The sequence below is a fragment of the Cohnella massiliensis genome (genome assembly GCF_900169535.1).
GTDB classification, from domain to species: Bacteria; Bacillota; Bacilli; order Paenibacillales; family Paenibacillaceae; genus Cohnella; species Cohnella algarum.
Genome location: NZ_LT821259.1, coordinates 108,989 through 131,526 on the forward strand (window position 1 = coordinate 108,989; position 22,538 = coordinate 131,526).

Annotated in this window: 11 protein-coding genes and 1 pseudogene; 9 read left to right on the plus strand and 3 right to left on the minus strand. The window is 51.9% G+C overall.

Translation table 11 applies throughout. The features are described from left to right. The first annotated feature begins 282 nt into the window (after window positions 1–282). The gene (locus B7E11_RS14520; RefSeq protein WP_080835867.1) at window positions 283–2,964 is read left to right on the plus strand and encodes a beta-glucosidase; all 2,682 of its coding nucleotides are present in this window, start codon (window positions 283–285) and stop codon (window positions 2,962–2,964) included. 101 nt (window positions 2,965–3,065) lie between these two features. After that, complete coding sequence (locus B7E11_RS14525) at window positions 3,066–4,514, plus strand: glycoside hydrolase family 30 protein (RefSeq protein ID WP_240353135.1); 1,449 nt, start codon at window positions 3,066–3,068, stop codon at window positions 4,512–4,514. 78 nt (window positions 4,515–4,592) lie between these two features. Here the strand turns inward: B7E11_RS14525 and B7E11_RS14530 are convergent, their stop codons facing one another. Further along, window positions 4,593–4,892, minus strand: coding sequence for an Rrf2 family transcriptional regulator (locus B7E11_RS14530; RefSeq protein WP_205428671.1), 300 nt, complete (start codon window positions 4,890–4,892; stop codon window positions 4,593–4,595). Between the two features lie 372 nt (window positions 4,893–5,264). Here B7E11_RS14530 and B7E11_RS14535 point away from each other — a divergent pair, with 372 nt between their 5' ends. From B7E11_RS14535 to B7E11_RS29010, 6 genes and pseudogenes are all read left to right on the plus strand, one after another. Continuing rightward, complete coding sequence (locus tag B7E11_RS14535; RefSeq protein ID WP_176220762.1) at window positions 5,265–10,805, plus strand: S8 family serine peptidase; 5,541 nt, start codon at window positions 5,265–5,267, stop codon at window positions 10,803–10,805. Window positions 10,806–10,818: 13 nt separating this feature from the next. Next, window positions 10,819–11,649: an imm11 family protein gene (locus B7E11_RS14540; protein ID WP_139787205.1), complete on the plus strand. Its 831-nt coding sequence runs from the start codon at window positions 10,819–10,821 to the stop codon at window positions 11,647–11,649. Between the two features lie 67 nt (window positions 11,650–11,716). Continuing rightward, window positions 11,717–12,529 carry an imm11 family protein gene (locus tag B7E11_RS14545; protein WP_080835879.1) on the plus strand — a complete coding sequence of 271 codons (813 nt, stop codon included), beginning with the start codon at window positions 11,717–11,719 and terminating at the stop codon, window positions 12,527–12,529. Between the two features lie 26 nt (window positions 12,530–12,555). Further along, window positions 12,556–17,256: an RCC1 domain-containing protein gene (locus B7E11_RS14550; RefSeq protein WP_080835882.1), complete on the plus strand. Its 4,701-nt coding sequence runs from the start codon at window positions 12,556–12,558 to the stop codon at window positions 17,254–17,256. A gap of 151 nt (window positions 17,257–17,407) precedes the next feature. Further along, window positions 17,408–17,521 (plus strand): hypothetical protein, encoded by a 114-nt coding sequence (locus B7E11_RS31005; RefSeq protein ID WP_139787348.1) that lies wholly within the window; start codon window positions 17,408–17,410, stop codon window positions 17,519–17,521. Window positions 17,522–17,823: 302 nt separating this feature from the next. Continuing rightward, a pseudogene (locus B7E11_RS29010) lies at window positions 17,824–18,747 on the plus strand (imm11 family protein); the annotation flags it as partial. Here B7E11_RS29010 and B7E11_RS14555 read toward each other — a convergent pair. Both B7E11_RS14555 and B7E11_RS14560 read right to left on the minus strand, forming a co-directional pair. Next, window positions 18,646–20,307 carry a PucR family transcriptional regulator gene (locus tag B7E11_RS14555; RefSeq protein ID WP_080835885.1) on the minus strand — a complete coding sequence of 554 codons (1,662 nt, stop codon included), beginning with the start codon at window positions 20,305–20,307 and terminating at the stop codon, window positions 18,646–18,648. The pseudogene B7E11_RS29010 and the gene B7E11_RS14555 sit on opposite strands and share 102 nt — an antisense overlap. A 38-nt stretch (window positions 20,308–20,345) precedes the next feature. After that, window positions 20,346–21,134, minus strand: a complete 789-nt coding sequence (locus tag B7E11_RS14560; protein WP_080835888.1) for a creatininase family protein — start codon at window positions 21,132–21,134, stop codon at window positions 20,346–20,348. A gap of 242 nt (window positions 21,135–21,376) precedes the next feature. Between B7E11_RS14560 and B7E11_RS14565 the strand changes: the two genes are divergently transcribed. Further along, entirely contained in the window at window positions 21,377–22,516 is a 1,140-nt protein-coding gene (locus B7E11_RS14565) for an extracellular solute-binding protein (RefSeq protein ID WP_080835891.1), read from the plus strand. The last annotated feature ends 22 nt before the right edge of the window (window positions 22,517–22,538 follow it).

Genomic DNA, 22,538 nt, shown 5'->3' on the forward strand with positions numbered 1-22,538 from the left:
TCGGAGCCGAAAGGACCGGCCGGAAACGCAAACGCACGATAACCGCTAAACGGGGACGCGTTCGGGAGACGTCGGGCTTAATTTTCCGATTATTCACGTTTGTTTAGTTTGGTTAATCCGGTTTCCGTCACGACCGCGCGGTTCCCCGACAGGCCGGCCCGATTTGACAGTACGCAACGGAGGTGAATGCGGTACATACAGCCGGAAAGGGAGAGGCTGTCGGATCAAGGGAAAACGACATCATGACATTCAACACCGTTTGAGGGAGGACAACATCAAGTGATGAAAAAATCGTTAAAACCGTTTCGAGCGATGCTCGCTGCGGTGGTTACGAGCATTGCCGTCGTATCGCCGCTTCATACGGCCGCGGCGGCCGAGACGCAACCATGGCTGGACGCATCCAAATCCCCGGAAGAGCGAACCGAACTGGTGCTTCAGGAGATGACTCTTGAGGAAAAGGTCGAATTCGTTACGGGAAATTTGAACAACTACTACGGTTTTTACAATGCTCCGATTGAACGATTGGGAATTCCCGCGCTGACGATGGCCGACGGACCGACCGGCATTCGTATTGCAAACCCCGAAATTCAGAATAAAAAATCGACCGCTTTTCCGACCCCGATCGCGCTGGCCGCGACCTGGAATACGGAAACGGCGAAACGCTACGGCGATTTGATCGGCAACGAAGCGTACAATACGACCCACAACGTGCTTCTCGGCCCGGGCTTCGATATCGCCCGGCTGCCCTGGGGCTCCCGCAATTTCGAGTCGCTCGGCGAAGATCCTCTTCTCCAATCCAAGCTCGGAGTCGCCTATGTGAACGAGGTGCAAAAATATCCCGTCATCGCCACCGCCAAGCATTATTTGCTGAACAACCAGGAGACGGAACGCTTTACGGTCGATACCGAGGCGAGCGAGCGCGCGATGATGGAAATCTATACGCGCCCGTTCGCCGCGGCGGTGGAAGAAGCGGACCTCGGCGCCGCCATGTGCTCGTTCAACAAAATCAACGGCGTATTCGCCTGCGAAAACCCGACGGTGCTGACGGAGCTGCTCAAAGACCGCCTTGGCTTCGACGGCTTTATCATGAGCGACTACGGCGCCAATCTGAGCACCGCGGAGTCGGCGATCGCCGGACTTGACCTCGAAACGCCGGGCGTGCCTTACGGCCAATGGGGCGACAAGCTTTTGGCCGCCGTTCAAAACGGTCAGGTTAGCGAAGAAACAATCGACGGCATGGCGAAAAGAATTCTGGTGCAGATGTTCGATAAGGGCTTGTTCGACAAGCCGGCCGTGAACGTGCAAATCCCCGCGGCGGAGCACGGGCAAGCCGCGCTGGAAATCGCCGAGGAAACGATGGTGCTGCTCCGGAACGAGGATAACGCGCTTCCGCTGGACGAGGACAAGCTGGACTCGATCGCCGTCATCGGACCGGATGCGGACAGCTACGCCACGGTCGGCGGAAGCTCCCTCGTGCAGCCGACGTACACCGTGAGCCCGCTGGAGGCGATTCGCGAGCAGGCCGGAAGCGGCGTGCAAGTGGAATATGCCCCGGGAACCGATCCGATTTCCACGGGCGATATTCTGAACGGTCCGTCGGCCGTGCCTTCTTCGCTGCTCTTCCCGGAAAGCGCCGCTTCCGGAAACGGCGCAGCGGCCGCAGGTTCGGGGTTGCACGGGGAATATTGGACGAACAACCGAATGGAAGGCGATCCGTCGCTTGTCCGCACCGAACGCCAGGTAAACATGAACCTCGGTTTCTATAACTACGACGGGTTGAACGGGCAATCCTCGAAGCTGACGAAATTGCCGGACCCATTCAACGGCATGATGTCGGCCCGTTGGACGGGCTCCATCGCCGCCCCGGAAACCGGCGAGTACACATTGTCGATTACGAGCCTCGGCTCCGGGAAGCTGTATTTCGACGGCGAACTGCTGATCGACAACAAGGGCGAAACCGTCGAAACGACCGAAGCGAAGGTGAACCTCGTCGCCGGCGAAAAACACGATATCCGCATCGAATATCGCACCGACTGGCCGAACACGCTCGATTCCGATTTCGGCGGCTTGATCCGGCTGGGCTGGGTTCCGCCTGCCGATGCAGTCGACCCGACGATGCAGGAAGCGGTCGATCTCGCCGCCCGTTCCGACGTCGCGATCGTCGTCGTTCGCACTTATGAAAGCGAAGGTTATATCGATCGTTCCGATCTGGATTTGCCCAACAATCAGGAACAATTGATCTCCGAGGTGGCGGCCGCCAATCCGAACACCGTCGTCGTTTCGATGAGCGGCAGAGCGGTTGAAATGGACGGCTGGAAAGACGATGTAAAAGCGATCGTGCAAGCCTGGTACGCCGGGCAGGAACAAGGCAATGCCATCGCCAACGTTTTGTTCGGGGAAGTCAACCCTTCCGGCAAGCTGCCGGTTACGTTCCCGGTGGACGAGAACAACACGCCGGTATCTTCCGAGACGCAATTCCCGGGCGTCGGCGGCGTGGCGGAATACAGCGAGGACGTCATGGTCGGCTACCGCGGCTACGAGAAGAACGAACTGCAGCCGGCGTTCGCCTTCGGACACGGCCTTTCCTACACGACCTTCGAATACCGCAACGCGAAAACGACGGTAAGCGGCAATGCCGACAATCGCAAAATCAAGGTGTCCCTGAATTTGCGCAATACCGGCGACGTTTCGGGGGCGGAAGTGGTGCAGGTATACACCGGCAAGTTGCCGACCGACGTGACCACGGCTCCGAAGCAACTGGCCGGTTGGGCCAAGGTCGAGCTTCAGCCCGGCAAGCAGCAGCGCGTGGAGATCGAGCTCGATCCAAAAGCGCTGTCTTACTGGGACGAACAAGCGGACCGATGGGTCATGCTGGAAGGCGAAGTTCCCGTCTATATCGGCAGCTCTTCGGCCGACATTCGTCTGGAAACTTCCGTCGTCGTCGGAAGCCCGTCGGGGAAATAACGACCGTTTGGGGGAAGGAGCCGGAGCTTTGAGCTTCGGCTTCTTCCTCGTCTTTCGGGGGAGAGGAGGGGACGCGAATCCTTTGCCGAATATGGGGGGCGTTGGCCGCCCTCGTCGTTTTGGCGTCGATTCCCGGCGCCGGCACCGGTTCGCCGGCCGGCGTCCTGATCGCGGAAGCGTGGCTGACGACGGCCGATCGGAGCAGCCTGCTGAGTCCGCAACCGGAAACGGCGTTCAGCGGGAAGGCCAAAGCTGCCGACGCGGTCATCGAGGTGAATGCCGGGCGGCAGTATCAGACGATGCGGGGCTTCGGCGCGGCGCTTACCGGTTCGAGCGCCTATTTGATCAACTCGAAGATGTCCGAACCGCAGCGGGACCGGCTGCTCGAAGAGCTTTTCGGCGACGGCGGAATCGGCCTCGATTACGTTCGCCATACGATCGGCGCTTCCGATTTTTCGGTGGACGAAAACGGCAATCCGAGCAGCTACACCTACGACGATCTGCCTCCCGGGGAGACGGATTTCGGGCTGACCCGCTTTTCGGTCGGCAAGGATGCCGAAGTCATCGCCGCGCTGCAGCGAATCGTCCGCCAATATGAACGGGTGAAGGTTCTCGGCACTCCCTGGACCGCTCCGCCCTGGATGAAGCACGGGGAAGCCACCCCTAACGGCTGGTACTTGAATGCTGCCGACGACCGGATTTACCGGGCTTACGCCGAATATTTCGTCCGCTATATTCAAGCGTACGAGGCGGAGGGCATCCCCATTGACGCGGTCACGGTCCAAAACGAACCGGAATTTACTTCGCCCGACTATCCGAGCATGAGCATGGGGGCCGAAGAACAGGCGAAATTTATCGGCGATTTTTTGGGACCGGCATTCGAGAAAAGCGGGCTGGAGACGAAAATCATCGCTTACGACCACAACTGGGACGGCGGAGAGGACTATGCCAAAACCGTGCTGAGCGACGGGGAAGCCAACCGGTATACGGAAGGAACGGCATACCACTGCTACAGCGGCGAGCCGGATGCGATGACGGGCGTACACGATGCTTTTCCCGACAAATCCGTGTATTTTACGGAATGCAGCGGCGGAAGCTGGAGCGAGGATTTCGGAAGCAATCTGGCCTGGCTGATGTCGAAGCTGATGATCGGCGCCGCCCGCAACTGGGCGGAAACGATTCTGCTCTGGAATTTGGCCCTCGATCCGGAAGGCGGCCCGGCCAACGGAGGCTGCGCCGATTGCCGAGGCGTCGTTACGATCGACCCCGGAAGCGGGGAAGCCGTGAAAAACGTCGAATATTACGCGCTCGGCCACGTCAGCAAATTTGTCGGTCGCGGCGCGGTACGGATCGACTCCTCGCCGGCCTCCGCGGGCATCGAGAACGTCGCCTTCCGGAATCCGGACGGAACGATCGTCCTGATCGCGGTCAATACCGGCGACCGGCCGCGTACCTTCGAAGCGGTATGGCGGCGGCAGTCGTTCGCGTATACGCTGCCTGCCCGCTCGGCAGCCACTTTCAGATGGCTGCCGGCACGGGAGGGGCCGTAATCGGGAATGCGAAAAAGCGATCCCCGCCGTTTGCATTCGGACGGCGGGGATCGCTTTTTTTGTCGTTGTTCCAAACGGTCAGTCCCCTTCGCCGCGCAGGCTGATCGTCATCGCCTGCTCGGCTTGCCGCAGCGATCGGATCGTCGCGCTGGCGATCCGGTCGACCAGCTCGCCGGAGAGCGCCGCCGGCACTTCCATGCGGAACAGCGGGCGGTCCTGTTCGATGGCATGGAAGATGTCGAACAGCGTAATTTCTTCGGCCTTTTTGGACAGGCGAATGCCCCCTTTGGATCCTTCGCGCGTCTCGGTAATGCCGGCCCGGTTCAGGGCTTGCGCCCAGCGCCGCCAGCCCCGCTCATTTGGGTAAAATTTACCCATTTCAGCCCGCCGAGCGCCGCCAGCCCCGCTCAGCCCGCCATTCGCAACCCGCCGCATGACGCCGGGATAGCCGATGAGAAGCGGATGGGTTCGGACGGGATACGGAATGGAAAACCGCCGCACTTGGGGTTAGAATTTTGGAATGACAATCGGTATTGAAATGTTTAATCTGATAGGTATTTACTCCTGATTTGTGATTATTATGTGCACAGAAATTCGGGTATAAAGGTTTAAATTTTCATAGCAACTATGAATTCGACAAAATATTACAAAATTAGAGTTTGTCTGATTTTAAAGTAACAGAGTAATATTAAATTACTATTATTTCCTTGGGAGGTAATGGGATACTATGTCGAACAGGAGGAAATGTGCTTGAAAAAAGTCTTATCCTTGTTCCTGATTTTATCTTTATTGGCAGGAAATTTTGAATTCTTAACCAGTTCAGTTAAGGCAAGTAACAATTTTGGGGAACCAGGCGGAGGAAGTTCTCTATCAAACCTGGAATCCGTATATTCGGGAACTAAAGTAGACGAGGACGTAATCGATAGTCTCTTATCGACAATGAGCGTAACGAGAAGTGTTTATAGTGAAAAGCCGCGAGGCGGATTTTTGGTACGATTGAATCCCGAATATCGGGTCAGCGAATCAACGGTTTTGGATACATACAAAGATTGGAATGTTCAGAAAAGTACAACTCCTGAAATTAGTTTGAATTCCGGCAGGATTTTGGTTTCAGACCAGTTATATGGAGTGGCGGAGAACAGCCGGGATATATTGGAATCGGATATCGGATACAAGCTTGATTATTATAACGTAAAGAGCTTTGATTCTTTTAACGCTCTGTACATGGAATTAAATACGGACGAAGTGAATCAACTGCTTTTGGATCCTAAGATAGCCTCCATTGAGGAAGATAAGCCAATAGAAATCGCCGAGAGCGCTCTTACGGAAGTAGAAAGCGAATCAGTCAAGGAAAGCGCTCAAACGATTCCATGGGGGATTCACTCTTCAGGTTCTTACATGGTTCAAACGCAAAAAGAACCCGGTATGGGGTCGGTTAAAGTAGCCGTTTTCGATACGGGGATATCCGACCATCCGGATCTGGCAATTGCAGGAGGAGTTTCTTTCGTCGAATCCTCCGGAAGTTATTGGGACGATAACGGGCATGGAACGCATATTGCCGGTACGATTGCCGCTTCCGACAACGGGATCGGTGTTCTTGGCATGGCTCCGTTAGCCGAAGTGTATGCTGTCAAAGTCATGGATGCCAACGGAGATGGGCAGACCAGTTCGGTTATTCAAGGTATCGATTGGGCGATACAAAATGATATTGACATGATCAATATGAGTTTTGTTTCTTCCCAATACAGCGCAATGTTGCATGAAGCGATTCAAGATGCGGTTGAATCAGGCATCCTTGTGATTGCAGCAGCCGGTAATATGGGGTCGGGCACCGATACGGTTCAATATCCGGCAAAATATCCGGAGGTTGTAGCGGTCGGAGCCGTCGACCCTTCCCATCATCGAACTGACTTTTCAAGCACGGGAAGCGAGCTGGATTTAGTAGGACCCGGGTTTGGCATTTTAAGTACCAAAATAAACGGAGAATATGGGGTTGCCTCGGGAACTTCCAATGCGGCAGCGCATGTTACGGGAGCGGCAGCTCTATTATGGTCGAATCAACGTTCCTTGACGGGACAAGAAATCATCCAGCAACTGTATGATCATGCAACCGTTCTAGGAATGGCAAATGAGTACGGACATGGACTGATCAACCTTGCGAAAGCGGAAGGCATGATTTCCGGTCCTATAGCTCCTCTTTCCGATGAGAATCTGTCCGGTTTAAATACGGTACTGCCGTCCGAGCCCGAAGGCGAAATCGGAATCGCATCGTATGACAAACAAAACGATGGCGCGACGATTTATCCCGGGGACTCTGTCACCGTTTCCTTAAAATTGGAAGGAAACGAGCACGGCGAGAACCCGCATACGCAAATTGTCGTAGAAGTTTATCCAGTTTCGAATCCTTCCAACATCGTCGCGACCCGAACGATATTGAACCCTCAGTTGGATGTTGCCATCCCGTTCACTTGGCAGACAACATCATCTACGCCGACAGGCACGTATCACATCAAGTACCGGTATACGTCTATCGGAACCGGGAATTTTGACGATATTTTTGTTATTTATGTTGCCCAGTCGGGAGTCGGACCGGACACGTACGAACCGAACGATACGTTCCTTACCGCAAAAAGCGTAGTCCCGGGGAACAGTTATATTTCGTACATTTCTTCTGGCAGCGATATTGACTATTACAAGCTAACAACCGACCAAACAGGCGAGCTTGATATACAATTGACGATACCCTTCGCCCTGGATTATGAACTTTACGTTTATAATCAATCGGGCGTTCAAGTGGGTCAATCTTCCAATGGCACGGGCGCTTCTGAATTCATTACCCTTCAAGTTGCGGAAGGGGCAACCTATTATATAAAAGTCATCGGGTTCAGCGGTCAGTTCAGCTCATCCCCATATACCTTGATTCTTGGTGAAATACAGGTACAACCGTTTTTGGCTCCTACAGGCCTCGAATACATTCCATCGGCCAATAGCATCAAATTGACATGGGATGCAATGCCGGAAGCCGTCTCATACCTTCTTAAAATCGATGGTACGCAAGCCGGCACTGCGACGACGCCTGTTTTTACCTTTACGAATTTGAGTCCGATGCAAACCTACACGCTGGAAGTAGCTGCCGTTTATTCCGGGGGTACAAGCAGCTATAGCTCGATTCAGGCTTCCACAACGATCCCGGAACTGATCGTTTTTCAGCCCGAGGATATGGATCAGCTCGCCGGGACGAGCCAACTCTATAGCTTTACGCCAGCAACAACCGGGGTTTACCGCATTTATACGAGTCCATACGGCGGTTCCGGAGCTACCGTAGATACGGAACTCGGCATTTATTCGGATCTTCAACTGACCAAGGCTCTCGCCGTTAACGACGATGTCGACGATACCGTGTTTTCGGAAATTAGCATCAGTCTGGTCGGGGGACAAACGTATTATGTCAGGGTATCCGGCTTCGATTCCACGCGTCTTCGCGCTCGCGTGACGGCGGACGTAGTCAGCTCGACCATCCCCTATCTTCAACTGGATCAGCCCGTTGATATCCATCAGCAGTCGGGCAGCAGCAATGTATACGTCTTTATTCCGGCCCAGAACGGAAAATACCGTTTTTCAACCAGTCCGTACAGTGGAAGTTCCGCTTCCAGATCTAACGATACCGAACTCGCTGTATACTCCAATCTGGACATGGCCATCCCCATTACGAATGGCTATAACGATGACAAGAACGATTCGGTTTATTCCGAGGTTATCGTGAATTTGAGTGCGGGAACTCCGTACTATGTGCAAGTTAACGAAGTCAATGGCGGTAAAGTATTTGCGCGATTGACGGCTACATCTGCGGGCGAAGCGTCATTTGCGGCGATGCAGTTGGGGCAACCCGTCGATTTGTCCGTGCCGCGGGGAGAAGACGCCTATTTGCAATTTACTCCTTCGCACTCGGGAACGTATCGGTTTTTTACGGCAAACTATCCCGGACTGGCGCAACTGAACGATACGGAGATCGGATTATATGCGGACCCGGATTTGCAAAATCTGATTGATTTTAATGACGATGTCAAAAGCTACAAACCCTATGGAGAGCTGTTCTCCAAGCTTGAAGTAAATTTGAATGCGGGAACGACCTATTATTTAGTCGTTAGAAGCTTCGGTTCCTTTAATGGCCTGCAGGCACGGTTCGTTGTGGAATCGATGGAGCAAGCCAGCAGAACTTCCGCCCGCAGCCTGACTTTCGGACAATTGGTCGACACCGACGCCAACGGCAATCCGGCCACGATAACGTCCTTGTATGACGTCGATTATTATCGCATCGAACTGACGGAGCCTCGCCAGATCAGTTTGTACCTCTCCGCCGGAGAAGGGGCTATTGAGGATGCGAACGGGAATGTGAGGGGATATTTCGACCTTGAGGGCGAGCAGGTCTTTAATCTCGATGCGGGCATCTATTATTTGCGGGTAGAAAACGATGTCCTTCATACGAACAGGCAAGCCCTCGCGTGGAATTTTTCCGGTTATGCTTATGAATTGTCTGCCGATTTAAATGAAATTTCTTATACTCACGGCAATTACGGAGAGGAAATGGCAGCGCTCCGGGCATTCAGCGCGAATTTGAGCAACAGCTTCGATGCTACGATTGATTCCGGAGACTATGTAGAAGTCAATTACAAGCACAAAAAAAATCACTCCCAATTGTTCATTCAGGTCACGACCGGACAGGACGCCTACACGGTTTATGAAACAACGATGACGGGCAATTTCCAGGCCGGTCAGAGCACGACCATCCGGTGGGACGGTTCGGTTAATTCAACCGCATCCTCTAAAAATTTGTTCGCCAGTTCCTATTCGCAATCCGGCAGGACGTATTACTGGGCGAAAAGCGGAAATTACAAAATCTATGTGTACCGAATGGACGGTACGAAGAAAAAAGACGCCTCGGCATATCGTGTAGAGGTATTTAACGATCCCTTGAACCGGCTTAACGTCATTCCTGTTCCGTATACGCATGTAAACGGGAAAGAGATTACGGCCAAGGATATCAATAGCTGCAAACAATGCTATAACTACTTTGAGCGGTATGTTTATGATCCGGATACGTGGACTCCGCCTCTAACCGCGTATGAGGCTTGGTTCGGGGATATGTACGGCGTGACCGGGCTCAGAATGTTTTGGCAGAAGGCCGATCAACTGGTTAGTTGTGATGACGAACCAACAGATTTAGCGAAATTACAATGTACGATCACCACCATTGGTATGATTCCATTTATCGGAGAGAGTGCTGATGTATTAAATGGTGTGATATACCTTGTAAACGGTGATTATGCTGGTGCATTGTTATCCACTGCTTCCATCGTTCCGTATGTGGGGAACGGAATCGCGGGTGCCAAGAAGTTCAACAAGATTTATAAATCGAACCCATGCGGTTGTTTGCCTGAGGGAACCAGTATAACGACCAAAGACGGGGTTAAACCGGTAGAGGATATACAAGTCGGCGACCTCGTTCTGGCCAAATATACGGATACAGGCGTCCAAGCCTTTAAACCGGTCGAGAAACTTTTCAGCAGTCAGACAGAAGAAATATTCACCTTAAAAATCGGCGATACAACGATAGAGACAACGGGTAATCATCCTTTCTGGGTAAAGGGAGAAGGTTGGGTACCGGCTGATGAACTAAAACCCGGCGATCAGCTAGAAACCGAGACCGGTAATCTTCTCACAGTTGATGCAATAACTGTCAGATATGAAGTCAAACAGGTTTACAACTTTACAGTTAGCGATTTTCATACGTATTATATCTCGGACCTTGGCATTCTGACGCATAATCTTCTTGATGTTTGTCAGATTCAAAATTACGCTAATGTGAGTCCAAATAAATTAACCAACAGGGTAAAAGGGACTCCATCTGCTATCTTGGAAGCTGAAATTAAAAAGGCAACGGGGCTGGAAAAGCCAAATGGTTGGGCTGCTCACCATATTGTGCCTTATAAGAAACCGTCACCTAATGGATTTGCTAAGGAACTTCAGGATATATTGGATGAAAATGGAATCGATCTAAATTCCTCTGCAAATGGAGTTTACTTGCCTCCAGGAAAAGGAGCCTCCACTACTGTTATAGACGGGCAAACCATGACAACTCATAATGGATATCACGTGTCGGAGTATTTTGAGTTTGTGCTTAAACAAATTGATCCTGTAAGAGATGATCGCGATGAAATAGTGAAAGTGTTGAACGATATCCGTCAAGACTTACTTCATGGAAGATTGAAACTTGGAAATTTAAACAATTAATGAGGTGAACGAAGTGAGAATTTATGAACTAAGAAGTCATTATAAATCCGTGCCAATTACATCGTACAATGACGAAAGCCATCCGATTTCCTCTAGGTTTGAGGGAGGATCCAAGCTCCAATCTTGGTCACCTATTTTGGTAGAAACGATCGTCGAAGAATCCTACAATAGCGAGGAATCCTATAATGACTTTCCAAAATATATTACTGGAAAACCTGTCGTTTCTTCTCGTGTCAAAGAAGTAATCAAGCTCTTTGTACAAGAGGAAGTTGAGTTTCTCCCCTTGATGCATGAAAAACTGGATTTGTACATGATTAATGTGACGAATGTACTGAATTGTGTCAACTGGGAACGATCTGATGTTAAGTTGACGACTAAAGGGAAATTTGCCGGCTTCAATAAACTTGTATTCGATTTTGGAAAGATTCCTGCCAGTACGTATATGTTTAAAATTAAAGAGACTGTTAGGATTTGTGTATACGTCACGGAAGCATTTAAAAACCTGATTGAAAGCCAAAATCTCAAAGGCTTGGATTTTTCGGTTGTATACGACTCTGAATTCACCGAAGAGAAGGAACTGGAACAAAAACGGAACTACGAGTTGGCTTTGGCGGAAATCGAACGCCATAAAGGCGAGGAATTTTCCTACGAGGAAGCCTTAGAGCGTGTTGATCGAGGACAAGCCGTAGCCAGCGGAAAATGGAAGATGCAATTGGATGAGAAAGGCAGATTCTGGCTCGGAGACTTGAACCTCGAACTCAAATATTCATGGATCATGCCGATATATATGCCGCCTGTTTTGCTCGGTTATCGCTGGCACGAAGTGGAGAAATCCGAAATTTAAAGAGTTGGATGACGAGGCCTCCGCTGCTTTATAAGTGTGAACACATCTTGAAATTGGGTGCTGATAAATGAAAGCTTATGGATGGAACAACCATATTAAATCAATGGTGCTCATATCGGACAGGGATAAGACCCATCCAATTACGTCCCGTTTTGATGGAACACCTAAGCTTGATCTGTGGTCGCCAGCAAAGGTAAAAACAGCTACAAAAAATAGCTACAAGGATTTTCCGGTGTTTTTAACTTCAAAGCCGGTTATTTCTGCACGTGTCAAGGAAGCGATTGAACCATTTGTAAAAGATGAAGTCGAGTTTCTGCCTTTGATCCATGAAGAGCTGGATTTGTACATGGTTAATGTGACGAAGGTGCTGGATTGTGTGGACTGGAAGCGATCCGATATTCAAACTTTCAAAGACGGTTCACTTGCAGGGTTCAATAAGCTTGTGTTTGATTTCGAAAAAATACCTGAAGACACCTATATTTTCAAATTTAAAGAACGAGCTACTACATTGGTATTTGTGACCGAAGCGTTCAAAGACTTGATCGAAAGTCACAAACTCAAGGGCTTGGACTTTTCCGAGGTATACGACTCTGAATTCACCGAAGAGAAGGAACTGGAACAAAAGCGGAACTACGAGTTGGCTTTGGCGGAAATTGAACGCAATAAAGGCGAGGAGTTTTCCTACGAGGAAGCCTTAGAGCGTGTTGACCAAGGGCAAGCCGTAGCCAGCGGAAAATGGAAAATGCAATTGGATGAGAAAGGAAGATTCTGGCTCGGAAACTTGAACCTTGAACTCAAATATTCATGGATCATGCCGATATATATGCCGCCTGTTCTGCTCGGTTATCGCTGGCACGAAGTGGAGAAATCCGAAATTTAACACTTTTCTGAATCCGGAGGAATTACATGAAACGATCCATAGCGTGTATCATCAGTTTGGTATTGCTACTTTCGCTCATGATCCCATTTCCGGGAACGAATCAAACGGCATCTGCCGTTACCGCTCCGGTGACCTCGCATACGATCATCGGGAGTCGCCATGCTAACGGAATTTATTATGGTACTGTCGAAGTCCGGCTGTCCGTTGCGGATACCGGGTCGGGGATTTCCGTAACCAGGTACAGTCTGGATAACGGGGCGACCTGGTCGGCCTACACACAACCGCTCGTCTTTACGGACAAGAGGGTCTACAATCTTCTCTATCAATCGATCGACAACAATAACAATGCCGAAACGCCGAAGTCGGTCAGCTTTACGATCAAGCAAGATCTTTTTCCTCCTGAAACGACGGTTCAGGTGACCGGAACGCAAGGGCAAAATTTTTATTACACAGGCCCGGTTACGGTGACGTTGAACGGCTCGGATGCGCACGCCGGTCTCGATTATTCGGAGTACAGCTTTGATGGAGGTCAGACCTGGGAAAGGTACGTTTCACCGTTCAGCATGAGCGAACAGCAAAATACGATTATCCATTACCGCTCCATCGATGTAAGCGGCAATGTGGAAAAAACCAAAAAAATAAAAGTCAGCCTGGATCTGACTTCGCCGGGGGCTCCCGATTTTATCGTTAGCCCAGGGGAGTGGAGCCATTCCAGTTATACCGTCGAGATTTTGGACGGGACGGACGACCAGAGCGGCACATTTAAATCCCAGTATCGGATCGGGGATTCTCAGAACTGGGCGGATTACTCCGATCCTGTGCAAGTTAACGGAGATGTGGCCGAAACAATCTATGCCCGCACGCTTGATTACGCGGGTAATGCCAGCGAAATTGTCGAGTATACGCTGCAATTCGATAAAATCGCGCCGACAGCTCCCGTTGTCGAACTGGACTATTTGGACTGGACTAATGATGTCGTTCATGTGAGGGTGTATGAAGGAACGGACGTCGAGAGTGGCGTGATGAAGTATGAGTACAGAATTGGCGACAATCCGGAATGGCTGGAGTTTGTCGATCCCTTCCCGATCGAAGCGGAAGGAGTAACATCCGTTTATGGCCGAACCGTCGACTTTGCGGGGAACATCAGCGGCGTTGCCGAGGGGGCGGCAAAAATCGATTTGACGCCGCCGGCGGCTCCTTCCTTTTCGCCGGAAAGCGAAGCCTGGACGAATGCGGATGTACACCTTTCCATCATCCCGGGAACAGATTCTTTAAGCGGGGCCGATTATATTATTTTCGCCTTTGACGAGTCGGAAGAGTGGGCAAGGTATGAGACTCCTCTCGAATTTACGGAAGAAGGCGTGACAACGGTTCGTGCCATCACATTTGACAAGGCCGGAAATGGCAGCGATGAAAACGCCCACGTCGTCCGAATCGACAAAACGCCTCCTACGTCCCCGGGTCTTTCCGCTACGACTTCCGATTGGACGAATCAGGACGTCGTTGTAACCTTGGACAGCGGAACGGACGAACTGAGCGGCGTCGATCGTAATGAGTACCGAATCGGGGGCTCCGGCGAGTGGACGCTTTATACGGAACCGTTCACCATGAGCGAAGAGGGAGATTTTATCGTTTATGCTCGTACGCTGGATGTCGCGGGTAACATCAGCGAATGGTCCGAGATTGCGGTTAAAATCGACAAAACCGCTCCTTCCGCGCCCGAACATGTATATAAAGTGAATCAGACGGGAACCTCCGCATTGATTCAATGGACGGCAAGCACGGATAATCTTTCGGGCATTGAATTGTACCAGGTCTATAATGGCAACAATCTTGTTGCTGCGACAACGGACACCAGGATTCAACTTTCAGGACTTGTGTCCGGTTCCCAATATTCAATAACGGTAAAAGCTGTCGATAAGGCAAAGAACGTTTCCGACAGCAGCCAGCCTCCATTGGTGTTCTTTGTCAACTCAACGATGGTTGAGGGCGTTCGGCAAAATTTTGCCTGGAATGAATTCGGCACCGTATGGGGCTGGGGGCTAAATGATCAAGGGCAACTTGGAGACGGAACGACGATAAATCGGAGTACGGCTGTTACGATTCCTGCGCTTCAGGATTATACAATGATTTCGACAGGGTTGAGAGAAAACATCGGTCTCCGTGCTGACGGCACCGTCTGGACGTGGGGAATGCTGTTCAACGGGCAATCGGCTCCTCCTGCAAAAGTGGATGGCCTGGACAATATTGTGTCCATTTCGACGGGTGGATTGCATTTCATGGCGCTAAAAGAAGATGGAACGGTTTGGACATGGGGCGATAATGCCTTCGGACAATTAGGTGACGGAACGGATACTTTCCGTTCAGTGCCTATGCAGGTTCCCGGACTATCTTCTGTTGTGGCCGTATCCGGAAGCTATTACAACAGTCTGGCGTTGAAAGAGGATGGAACGGTTTGGGTATGGGGCAGCAGCTTGCATGGGGCGTTGGGGAAGAATGTTGCGACCGGCTATCTGCAAAAAACGCCCATGCAAATTACGGAATTGAGTGACATCATTCAAATTGATATGGCTTATCTTCACGGCATGGCGTTGCGAAAAGATGGCACCGTTTGGACCTGGGGCTTTAACCAATACGGTCAATTGGGAGATGAGACGGTCACTGACCGTGCTGCTCCTGCACAAGTTCAAGGTTTAAGCGGAATCGTCAAAATTTCCGCATCCTATGCCCATAGTCTTGCACTATCGGAAGATGGAATGGTTTGGGCATGGGGAGATAACACATATGGTGAAGTGGGCGATGGAACCGCGGTTCAGCAAAGAACGAAACCGGTTCGCGCGGCTCATGCTACGGGTATGACCGACATTGTTGCAGCGGAGTTTTACAGCTTCGCCATTAAAAGCGATGGCTCTATCTGGTCATGGGGCAACAATGCCTACGGCCAACTTGGAAACGGCACAACGACGGGACAAGCGACACGAGGATTGGTTCAAGGCGTCCCTTATCCATCGGACACTATAGTGCCAGTCGCTCCTCAACAGCTAACGGCAGTCGACAAAACTTCCTCCTCCATTTTGTTGCAGTGGGGGGAGGCGACAGACAATCACGGAGTCAAGGAGTATCGGGTCTACAGAGGGACTTCCTTGATCGAGACGATAGCGGTCGAAGGCAAATCGCTAGAGAGCGCTACGAGATATACCGTAACGGGCCTTTCCCCCAGCACAACCTATACCTTTACGGTTAAAGCGCTGGATTACGCGGGGAATAGTTCGGCTGGCAGCAACGAAATCACGGAAAAAACGACATCGGCCATGCCGATTTCCGTTTCGGCGGATTCCAATCATACTTTGGCCTTGAAGAGCGACGGCTCGGTTTGGTCATGGGGAAGTAATTCCAGCGGTCAATTAGGCCACGGGACGCAAACCAATTCCCTTGTCCCGAAACAAACGATTAACTTGGCCTCGGTTATCGAAATTTCTGCGGGCAGTTCATTCAGTCTGGCCCTGAAAGGCGACGGCACCGTCTGGGGATGGGGGAATAATAGCATCGGACAACTAGGCAATAACACAACGCAAAATGTAAACACGCCTCAACAAATTAGCGGGCTTAATTCTGTCGTTGCAATCGCCGCCGGAAGCACACATGGAATGGCCCTGAAAAGTGACGGAACCGTATGGACTTGGGGCATGAATGTTTATGGGGAGTTGGGTATCGGTTCAACGACGGCTAAATACACCCCTACCCTCGTTCCAACGCTTTCCGGAGTGAAATCTATAAGCGCCGGAGGCGGGACCAGTTTTGCAGTCAAGGCCGATGGCTCCTTGTGGGCATGGGGGGCAAATAGCTATGGTCAACTTGGAGATGGGACAACCCGTAATAAGACGACTCCGGTGCAAATTACAGGAATCTCGGGTGTTTCGGAAGTTTCTGCCGGCAGAAATCATACGCTTGCTTTGAAAACGGACGGGACCGTTTGGTCATGGGGAAATAACGGGGGTGGAAAAGTTGGCGACGGAACGACAACTCAACGAAACAGCCCCGTAAAGGTAACTTCGCTAAGCGGTATCAGTCAAATTTCGGCCGGCGAGTACCATAGTATGGCCATGATGGAGTCGACGGTCTATACGTGGGGTTACAACTCAAACGGTCAATTAGGTAATAATAGTACAACAACTTCATACGTTCCTGTTGCGCTTTCCTCTTTGTCTAACATCAAAGCCATCGATGCGGGTACAGATCACAGTGTATCCATTGCCAACAACAATGTGATGTCCTGGGGCTATAACGGTAACGGTCAACTAGGAAATGGTACGACGACAACATCCAGAGTTCCGGTTGCGGCCTCGGGGTTGGTCACAACGTCCGGCGTCAATCGATCGGCGACGGTAGATCAGCAAGTCGAACTTGACTCCAATCATTTCTTGAAGGAGCTGGGAATACCGGATGAAATCGAAGTGCCCGACTGGTTCGCGCCTGCGCCTCCGTCTGATGTAAAAGCGGAGTTGACAAATCATACGCTAACGCTTCGCTGGACTCCATCAGTAGATAACATTGGCGTAGCGGAATATCGGGTGTACGGTAATGAAGAGTTATTGCTCGCAACATCTTCACACGAGGCCGTAACGATTCCATTGATTTCCGGACAGCGGCCGTATTCGATTACGGTTAAGGCAGCGGATGCGGCAGGGAATGTTTCGGGTCCGAGCATTCCGGTTACGCCTTCATGATTCGTTTAGAGAAGATCTATAATCATTAATTTCAGCATAAAGGCCGTGATTCTGGTAATCACGGCCTTTATGCGAGGATTAACAAATGGCCGACGCCCATTTCAAATGGGATTCAAATTGAACATCTATTATTTGTATGTAGGCACATCACATTGTAGCATGGAATCACTCTGATGCGTTTGCAGATCTTTCAAGACAAATCTTAGATAAGTATAAAGTTTACTATAATTCTTCTGCAAATGGAGTCTTCTGCCAAAGGTCGTAGGGGCTGGGCCATTTACAACTAGGTCAGGTCATAGCCACACATAATGGTGGTCATTCTGCTAGGGGAAAATTACCATACGGTCAACTGGCAATTGGAAGGACTTAAAGTCTGGGGTGAAGATCAATGAAAGTTTGGGAATTAAGTACCCATGAAAAGAGCAGACAATTAGGATTCGAAGATATCAGTGATTTGAAAAAACAGAGTCATCCGTTACTGGCAGGATTTAAGGGGACATCTCTTTCATCCGTATGGAGTCCACCTAAACTAAAGACGTTAAAAAGGGCCGGTATTCTGATTTTTCCAATCTCAGAAGTGGAGTCGTGGTGATTTCTCAGGAAGTGTTCAGTAAATTACACAGTTTTATTGACAACCAGGTTGAGTTTTTAGCTGTAGATTGTGAAGAAACAAATTATCAATTAGTAAATGTGTTGAATGTGCTGGATTGTGTGGATAAAGTTAAGTCCAAGGCTGAAACAGCAGGAAATGGAGCGGTTGTAACCTATTTAAGTATGGTATTTAATCAAGAAAAAATTCCCGGTAGTACGCTTATTTTTAAGATTCCAGAATTAGTTAGCAGGCGTGTTTATGTAACTGACGCATTTCTTAAACTAGTTAAACAATTTAAATTTAAAGGACTTCAATGCGCTGAAGTATGGGACTCCGAAAAGCCTTATGAAACCTATGAGGAATCTGTACGAAAGCTGGAGCTTCATGTGGAGCAATTGGAGAAATCATCTAAGGATTCCAAATTCTCATACGAAGAAGCAGTTAAAAAGGTTAATCAAGGACTCGCTGTCGCTAGCGGCAAGTGGAAGATGCAACTGGATAGTATAAGGAAGGTTGTGGCTCGGACAATTGACCTTCGACCTGAAATATCAATGGATCATGCCGATATATATGCCGCCTGTTCTGCTCGGTTATCGCTGGCACGAAGTGGAGAAATCCGAAATGTAAAATTCTCCATTATTGTTCTCCGTCGTTCCGGGATCTGGAGCTTAAAGCGGCGCCGGAAACGACAAAACGTCTTCCCTGGGAACACGAATAAGCTGAACGCCCTCTTAACGCTCCACCTCCTGTCAGGCACCGCACCTCCTGCCAGGCCCGCCCTGGTGCCCCGCCCCCCGTCAGCAGGGCCGCCGGGACGGCCTGACCCTGCTTGTCGACGCTCTCAGGCGACCTCGGCCGCCCGCCCGGCAGCGTCGGATGTGTATAAGAGCCAGGTATAAGGGCCAGGCCTGCAGCTGGTCGCTCATTTTTTTCAAATCGATCCGCAGCAGCTCGCTCGCCTTCTCCAGCCGATACAGCACCGTGTTCCGGTGGACGAACAGCTCCTTGGCCGTCTCGTTGACGTTCCCTTCGTTGGCCATGTACGCTTCGAGCGTCTTCAGCATTTCCGCCCGATACTCCTCGTCCTTCGCGAGCAGCGGAAGCAGCAGGTTGTCGCTGTAGCCGGCCAGAATGTCCCGGGGGATGTGGCGAAAAACATAGTTCAGCTCCAAATCCGAAAACAGCGTGACCGCGCGCCCGAACGAGAGCCGTTCGCTGATGCTTTTCGCATGGTCGCATTCGTCGCTCGCCTCCAGAATATCGGCCAGCTTCAGCTTCGGCTTGCTGACGTAGCAGCGGTAGCCCGGGGAAGGCGCCGACCCGACGACCTCCTCGAGGGCGGAGACGATCCGCTGCACGAAGTCGGGGACGGAAAGCTCCCGGGATTCGGCGGGCAGCGCGAACAGGGTGACCATTTCGCTGCCGACAAAAAGATGGTGGGAGCCGATCGGGCTCAAATACGGGTGGTACATCAGCTCGCGGCGGATTTTTCGCAGCCCTTTGTGGGGAGCGTCCTCGCCGGGAGATTCCGGATAGATCGCGGTTTTGACGCATAGGTAGGCGCAGTCGCGAACGTTTTGGCGGAGGGCGCGGGTTTGCTCGAGAAATTGCTCGGGCGTAATCCGCTTTTGCAAGTAGCGTTCCAGCACGAGCGACCAGCGGTAGCCGGACACGGATTGGCGCTCGTCCTGAAACCGGTCCATATGGAAGGAAAGAATCTCGGCGGCTTGGTGAAAAAGCCCTTCCTCCTCCTGGATGATCGTCGCATGGCGGGGCATGACGAGCAGAAAACCGCAGCACTCGCCGTCCTGGATGAGCGGGATCGTGCAGCGCCAGCCGCTGAGCGAGCGCGATTTGTCGAATTTCGGGTTCCACGGCCAATCCTTCAGCACTTCGGCTTCGGGCCAATCGCACGTGTTGTACAAAATTTGCCCCCTTGCGCCGACGATGACGATCGGATACGACAAAATGTCCCCGATCCGCTGAAAATGATTGGCCGAATCGCCGGGCTGCATGGCGAAGCGCATGAGGCTTTTCTGCTTGTCCAGCGCGTCGTGCAACTTGCGGGTGCTTTTCTCGATTTCGGCTTCGACGAGCGCGTTCATCTGGTCGGCGAACGTAAATTCGTACGGCAGCTCCAGCACGGGAAAATGAAGCCGGTTCGCTTCCTCGATGACGACCGGGGGGATCTGCTTCCAATAGCGGCCGAGCTTGATGCCAAGTCCGGCCGAGCCCCGTTCGTTCAGCTTTTGCAGCAGCCGGAGGAAATCCTCCGGCGTATCCTTGATGGCGAAGGCGGTCGTAAACAGCATTTCTCCGGCTTTGACCCAGTCGGAGACGTCCGGGGCATCCATCATGTTGACCGATTTGATGACGCGGCCCGCGCCTTCGGCCCCCGCCACGATGCGGGAACGGGACAACGGATAGATGCGGAGGGCTTCTTCTACGGTGAGATGCATGTCGGTTTCCCCCTTCTGGATGAACGGGCGCCTGCGTCTTAATAGTCGGTCGAGACGGCGCTCAGCACGATTTCGGACATTTTCTGTGTCACCCGCTCGTACATCCGACGGCCGATTTCTTCGGTGGACCCGGTCGGATCGCCGATGACCCCGGTTTCCGACAGGTCGCGGGTGGTCCACGCAAGCGAGACGTCGCCGCCGAGCTTGAAGCAGGAGCATTCCGCCACGGTCGGATATTCGGCCCGGTAGTGCTCCGGCTTCACCCATTCGGGCTTGGCTGCGAGCATAAGCGACGTTTCCAGCGCCCCGCCGTGAATGCCGTATTCCAGCTCCCTCGCCGTAAACGATTCATCGGCGTACAAGCCGGCCGTGTTGACGAAGAACACCTGCAGCCCGAGCTCCACCCGGGCGTCTCTTGCCGCCAGCGTAATGAGTTCCGGGTTGCCGCCGTGGCTGTTGACGATCATCAGCTTTTTCCAGCCGTCCTTATGCATGCAGCCCATCAGCTCCGACAAAATCGCCGTCATCGTCGCCGTCGACAGCGAGAATGTTCCGGAAAAGCCGTCGTGCTCGTTGCTCTTTCCGTAGGAGAGCGGCGGCAGCAGCCATACCGGCGCTTCCTCCGGCAGCAGCGCAAGCGCCCCCTCGATCAGCGTCTCGTTCAGCAGGGAATCGGTAAACACGGGGAGATGGCGGCCGTGCTGTTCGACGGAAGCGATCGGCAGGACGAGCAGCGCTTTCTCCTTCGGAATGTCGGCGATTTCTTTAGTGGTGAGCCGCGGCAGGAACCGGTCGTTCCAGACGCGCCCTTCGTATCTCGTACGCATTGGGCGTCCCCTCGCTTTTCTATTAGTATAAAGAATTTTCGTGTAATAAAATATAACAATAATTTTGGGTTCGATCACTATTTTAAAAGAGATTGACGCTTATTTTAGTTTCCCGTACAAAAAAAGACCGCTTTTTAGGTTGTGCGTCCAAAACGGCGTTATGTTAATTTACATAAAATTCGATTGTCTCGTATACTCTCCTCAGAACCTAACATACAAAGCATCTGAGGAGGGCTATTGGAGTGAAAAGGGTCAGAAACCATCGTATCGCATCGCTGTCGTCCGTTGTCGTGCTTGCCATGCTCGTCTTGTCCGCTTGCGGAAGCAACAACGGCAATTCGGGAGCCAGCTCGAGTCCGGCATCCCCGTCCGCGTCTCCGTCGGCATCCTCGGCCTCGTCTTCTCCGGCCGCATCCGGCGAAAAAAGCTTCGAAGGCCAGAAGCTCGTCGTCGGCGTTTGGGGCGGATCGTACGCCGAAACGATCGAGAAATACGTCGTCGAACCGCTGGAAGCGCAAGGCGCCACCGTCGAGCTTGTGCTCGGGGGAACCGGCGACCGCCTCGCCAAAATGTACGCCGAAAAAGGCAATCCGACGATGGACGTGGCGTTCCTGAATTTGTACGAATCCAAGCAGGCGATCGACGACGGCGTCGCCGATCCGGTCGATCCGAGCATTCCGAACTTCTCGCAGCTATACCCGGCCGCTCAGGAAAACGGCTACGGCATGACGTTCATGGGCCTGGGCATCGTGTACAACAAAGACCTCGTGACGGAGCCGATCGCCGAATGGGCCGATCTGTGGCGCGAGGACTTGAAAGGCAAGGTCGCGTTCCCGACGTATCCGGGCTTCGAGGGCGACGCGCTTGTCGCGATTGCCGGCAAAGCGTTCGGCAAAACGGAGCAGGACGATCAAGCGAACTTCGACAAGCTGAAAGAGCTGGGCCCGGTTCCGATGTCGTATTCCAACCTGGACGAATTGTTCCTGGAAATGAAAAACGGCAGCGTGCTGGCCGCGCCTATCTTCAACAGCTACGCGAACGAATATATCAAGAAGGGCTTTCCGGTCGAATTCGTATCCCCGAACAGCCCGGGACCGGTCATGGCAAAAGACACGATCGTCATCGCCAAAGGCACGAAGGTTCCCGAACTGGCCAAGGAATTCGTCAATCTCGCGATCGGCGTCGAGACGCAGGAGCATTTCGCGACGGATCTGTTCTTCGGGCCGACGAACAAGGAAGTGACGGTGCCGGACGACCTTGCCGCGCAAATCGTGTACGGCGAGGAAGCGGTCAGCAAGCTGGAAGTGCTGGACTGGGATTACATCATTTCCAAACGGTCCGACTGGACGCAAAAATGGAACACCGAAATTCTCGCCAACTGACGTAAGCATGTCCAACATTTGA